Consider the following 4401-nt stretch of genomic DNA (forward strand, 5'->3'; position numbering starts at 1 on the left):
TATGCATAAAACTCTCATAAACTTAGTTGAAAATAGAATATTTTCAACACTACAAGAAAACAAGGTTACAATTTCAAAAAAAGATGTAGATGTGTTAATAATTGGACATGGTAGTAAAGATCCTAATGCACAGTTGTCATTAGATTATGTAGTAGATGGATTAAAAAACAATTATAGAAATGTAAATAGATGTTGGTTAGAGATTGAACAACCAGATATTGTTCAAGGCATTAAAACTTGTGAAAAAAACAATCCTCAAGTTCTAGTAATTGTATTTTATTTCTTACATGAGGGGGCTCATGTTAAAACTGATATTAACAATGATTTGATACCTGCCCTAGAAAACTCTAGTATCAAAAAGGCATACATTACAAAACATTTAGGAGTAGATGAAAAAATGATCGACTTGATTATAGAAAGAGCAAAAGAGGTTGAAAATGCAGACTAGAAAGGGTCAATCAATTGAAGATGCAAGTATGCAAATGATTGATAAAGAAATTGGTACTCATCAATATAACGAAAAAGAATGGCCTATAGTTAGAAGAATAATTCATTCAACTGCAGATTTTGATTTTGCAAGAGAAAATAGAGTTATCTTTCATAAAAAAGCAATTGAAAGCGGAATTAAAGCTCTAAAAAATGGATGTAGTATTGTGGTTGATGTTAATGGTGTAATTGGAGGTCTCAATAAACAAAATCCAAAAGATTTTCAAAATAAGATTGTCTGCAATATTTCAGATCCAAAGGTAATGGAAATGGCAAAAAAAGAAAACAAGACTCGCTCCCAAGTATCAATGAGAGTAGCATCTTCAGACATTGACGGTGGAATAGTAGCAATTGGAAATGCTCCAACTGCACTTTTAGAAGTAATACATATGGTCAAAGAGGGAATTGTCAAACCTGCCTTAATAATTGGAATTCCAGTAGGATTCATCTGTGCTGCAGAATCAAAAGAAGAATTGAGCAAATTAGAAGAAACTCCATTTATCACAAACATAGGAAGAAAAGGCGGAAGTTCTTCAGCATCTGCAATAATTAATGCATTATACAAGATTGTAAGAGCAGAATTATCTTCTTGAATGATTAATGCAATTTTTCACAAAAACTCGAGCATAATCAGAACTATCAAAATAGAGATGCCCATAAGATGCGAGTGTATTGTATTGAATTAATCCATCTTTTTGATTTTTAATTCCTAATCCAATGTCTAATTCGTACGCAAATTTTGAATCAGAAGAAACAGCATCCAATTCTGAATAATGAAATTCATGTCCACGTAAAGCATGTGTTTTATCTGTGATAATATTTTTTGAGATAACTTTACCTTTAGTATAGTTTAATTTCATTTTTTTAGTCATTTTTGTTTCTGCATCAAATATCCCAATCATTTTAAATTTTTTATTCCCATAATCAATAGATTTTGTAAGATACATCAATCCTCCACATTCAGCATAAATTGGAGTGTTATCTTCAGATAATTTCTTTATGGTATTTTTCATCATATGGTTTTTTTCAAGTGAATCACCTAAAACTTCTGGAAAACCACCTCCAATGTAAATACCATCAGATTCTGGAAGTTTTTTATTGTTTATTGGACTAAAAAACTTAAGATTTGCACCTTCTCTTCTTAATGCATTAAGATTATCACGATAATAGAAATTAAAAGAACTATCAAGTGCTATAGCAATTGTGGTTGATGGTTTTTTTATTTTAATTTTAACATTTTTTTGGAAGAGAGACAGGGTTTTTTATAATTTGAATAATTTTTTCAACATCAATTGAATCCGAGATTACTTTAGAATTTTTTTTTATTTTAGATTTAAGATTTTTTTCTTTTACAGGAATTAATCCAAGATGTCTGGATTCAAAATTTAATTCCAAGTTTTTATAAATTATACCAATTATTGGTAGTTTTGTAATTTCAAGTGCCTCTCTACATAAAATTTCATGTTTTTTACTTCCAATTTTATTCAGTATAATTCCAGAAATTCTTGAGTTTTTATGAAATTTTTGAAATCCAATTGCTGTTGCTGCAATTGATCTAGATGTTTTGCTTGCATCCAAAATCAAAATTACTGGAGATTTTGTTATTGATGCTACATGATGTGTGCTAGCATAGTTGGAATCTCCTCCAAATCCATCATAGTAGCCCATTACTCCCTCAATTATAGAAATATCAGAATTTGAATTAGATACAAAGCTGTTCAAGAGTTGATTTCTTCCCATCAACCAAACATCAAGATTAAACGCTTCATGATCAGATATACTTGAAAGATAACTTGGATCAATGTAATCAGGACCAACCTTGAAAGGTTGTACAGAAAACCCCTTTTTTTGTAAAGCATAGATAATTGCACATGTAATTGAGGTCTTTCCAACTCCACTAGTGGCTCCTGCTATTGTAATTCTAGGAATTTGCAATTCGAATGATTAGAATTGTTTTTTATTTAAATTGATACATTTGAACTGAACAATACTCAATGTTTTTACTTGGATAATACAAGAACTGTTTATGGATGAGGGGTTAACTATTGTATATACAGGGAAAGGTAAAGGAAAGACCACTGCTGCCTTGGGAATTGCATTAAGGGCTACAGGATATGCAAAAAAAACTTGCATGATACAATTTATCAAAGGATCATGGCATTATGGAGAAATGTATTCATCAAAAAGATTAGAGCCTGAATTTGAAATGGTTGCTATTGGAAAAGGATTTGTTGGTATAATTGATGACAAAAGTCCCAAAACAGAGCATGAAAGAGTTGCAGCAGAAGCAATTAAAATTAGCACAGAAAAAATTCAGTCAGGAAAATACGACATTGTGATTTTGGATGAAATTAATTATGCCATTAATTTAGGTCTAGTAGAAATTGAAGATGTTATTAATTTGATCAAAACAAAACCACCTAAATTAGATCTTATATTGACTGGAAATTATGCAAAAGACAAAATTATTGAGTTGGCTGACTTGGTAACAGAGATGAAAGAGATTAAACATCCATTTCAATATGGCGTAAAGGCAAAAAAAGGAATTGACTTCTAGCAACATTAAATTATGAAGAGAAGAAATTTAGAAGAAATGTCTACTGAAGTTCAAGAAATGCCAGAACAAGGAGAAATTGTTCTTGCTACAATAACTAAAGTAATGGATCATGGAGCTTATGTCACTTTAGATGAATATAACGGAATTCAAGGATTTTTACATATTTCAGAAATTGCACCAGGTTGGATTAGATCAGTCAGTAGATTTGTAAAAGATGGAGAAAAAAAGGTATTACTAGTAAAAAAAGTGAATCAGGATAGGGGAGATATTGATCTCTCTTTAAAACAAGTATCAAAGGATCAGAAAAAACAGAAATTAAAAGAGGTCAAAAAATTTGAAAAAGGAAAAACATTACTCCAAAATGTAAAAGAAAAAGGAAAACTTTCTGATGAAGATATAGAGAAATTAGAGGATATGATTTATTCAAAATTCGATTCTGTATATGATGCATTTATTGAAATTGGAAGAAACGGAATAGAATCAATAAAAGAATTAAAAATTCCTAAAAAAACAGCGACTGTTATTGAGGAAATTTGTTCTAAAATCAAACTTCCTTCAGTTGAAATTAGAGGAATCATGGAAATTACAAATAACAAATCAGATGGAGTTGAAATTATTAAAAAAGCGCTTTTAGATGCAACAAAAAAAGATCCAACTATAGATATTACCTATTTAGGGGCACCAAAATATAGACTATCTATAACTTCAGAAGATTTCAAAGCTGCTGAAAAAACATTAAAACCAATTCTTATAGAAATTCAAGAAAATATTGAAAAAAAGAAAGGTTCATTCAAATTTACTAGAGAGGAATCAAAAAAAACAAGAGAGAATTGAGATGAGATTCCTATTAAGAAGATGCTCAAAGTGTAATCGATATTCGTTAAAGGAGAGATGTCCTTTGTGTAATGAAGAAACAGTTTCTGCACATCCAGCTAAATTTTCACCAGATGACAAATACATGAGATACAGACTAGCTGAAAGATATAATTAAAAAGATCATACTAGTTAGGTGGTACAAAATCTTTGTTAACTTTATAGACAAACACACCTATTACTGGCTGACCTTTTTCTGCATTGAAACTTGGAGATGCATGTACTAGTTGTAATGGACCATTACCATCAGATGTATATTTGATGTCTTTAACATAGATTGGAGTAAAGCCAGGTTGATATGTTGCAGATTGTTGTTGTGTTTGTAAATTCACATATGCTAAAGGAGTAAATGGGAACATTTGACCAAGTAATGTGTCATTCCAAAAACGTTCAGTACCACTAATACCATCATTATACAAATAATCCTGTAGAGGTTCTTCTGCAATTTTAATAAACCACTGTTTTTTTGATTCATCTCCTCCACC

General features: G+C 30.3%; 5 protein-coding genes and 2 pseudogenes. 5 read left to right on the plus strand and 2 right to left on the minus strand.

The window, feature by feature from the left end; all coding sequences use genetic code 11:
* Both BG20_RS10860 and BG20_RS10865 read left to right on the plus strand, forming a co-directional pair.
* Positions 1-448 (plus strand): sirohydrochlorin chelatase (locus tag BG20_RS10860; RefSeq protein WP_010195269.1); only part of this gene is annotated, 448 nt, incomplete at its 5' end.
* Entirely contained in the window at positions 438-1079 is a 642-nt protein-coding gene (locus BG20_RS10865; RefSeq protein ID WP_010195270.1) for a precorrin-8X methylmutase, read from the plus strand. The genes BG20_RS10860 and BG20_RS10865, both read left to right, overlap by 11 nt.
* Here the strand turns inward: BG20_RS10865 and BG20_RS14035 are convergent.
* A pseudogene (locus tag BG20_RS14035) lies at positions 1068-2421 on the minus strand (cobyrinate a,c-diamide synthase). The gene BG20_RS10865 and the pseudogene BG20_RS14035 overlap by 12 nt on opposite strands.
* Before the next feature lie 91 nt (positions 2422-2512).
* On the opposite strand from BG20_RS14035, the gene cobO reads away from it, so the two are divergent.
* From cobO to BG20_RS12040, 3 genes are read left to right on the plus strand one after another with little or no spacing between them, the layout of a single operon-like run.
* A complete protein-coding gene (cobO, locus tag BG20_RS10875; RefSeq protein ID WP_010195275.1) occupies positions 2513-3043 on the plus strand; it encodes a cob(I)yrinic acid a,c-diamide adenosyltransferase in 531 nt (176 codons plus the stop codon).
* A 36-nt stretch (positions 3044-3079) separates the two neighbouring features.
* On the plus strand, positions 3080-3877 hold the full coding sequence (locus BG20_RS10880; protein ID WP_048097252.1) for a translation initiation factor IF-2 subunit alpha: 798 nt from the start codon (positions 3080-3082) through the stop codon (positions 3875-3877).
* A gap of 1 nt (position 3878) precedes the next feature.
* The gene (locus BG20_RS12040; protein WP_007403188.1) at positions 3879-4034 is read left to right on the plus strand and encodes an RNA-protein complex protein Nop10; all 156 of its coding nucleotides are present in this window, start codon (positions 3879-3881) and stop codon (positions 4032-4034) included.
* Between the two features lie 10 nt (positions 4035-4044).
* Here the strand turns inward: BG20_RS12040 and BG20_RS10885 are convergent.
* A pseudogene (locus BG20_RS10885) lies at positions 4045-4401 on the minus strand (hypothetical protein); the annotation flags it as partial.

The organism is Candidatus Nitrosarchaeum limnium BG20, from assembly GCF_000241145.1.
GTDB classification, from domain to species: domain Archaea; phylum Thermoproteota; class Nitrososphaeria; order Nitrososphaerales; family Nitrosopumilaceae; genus Nitrosarchaeum; species Nitrosarchaeum limnae.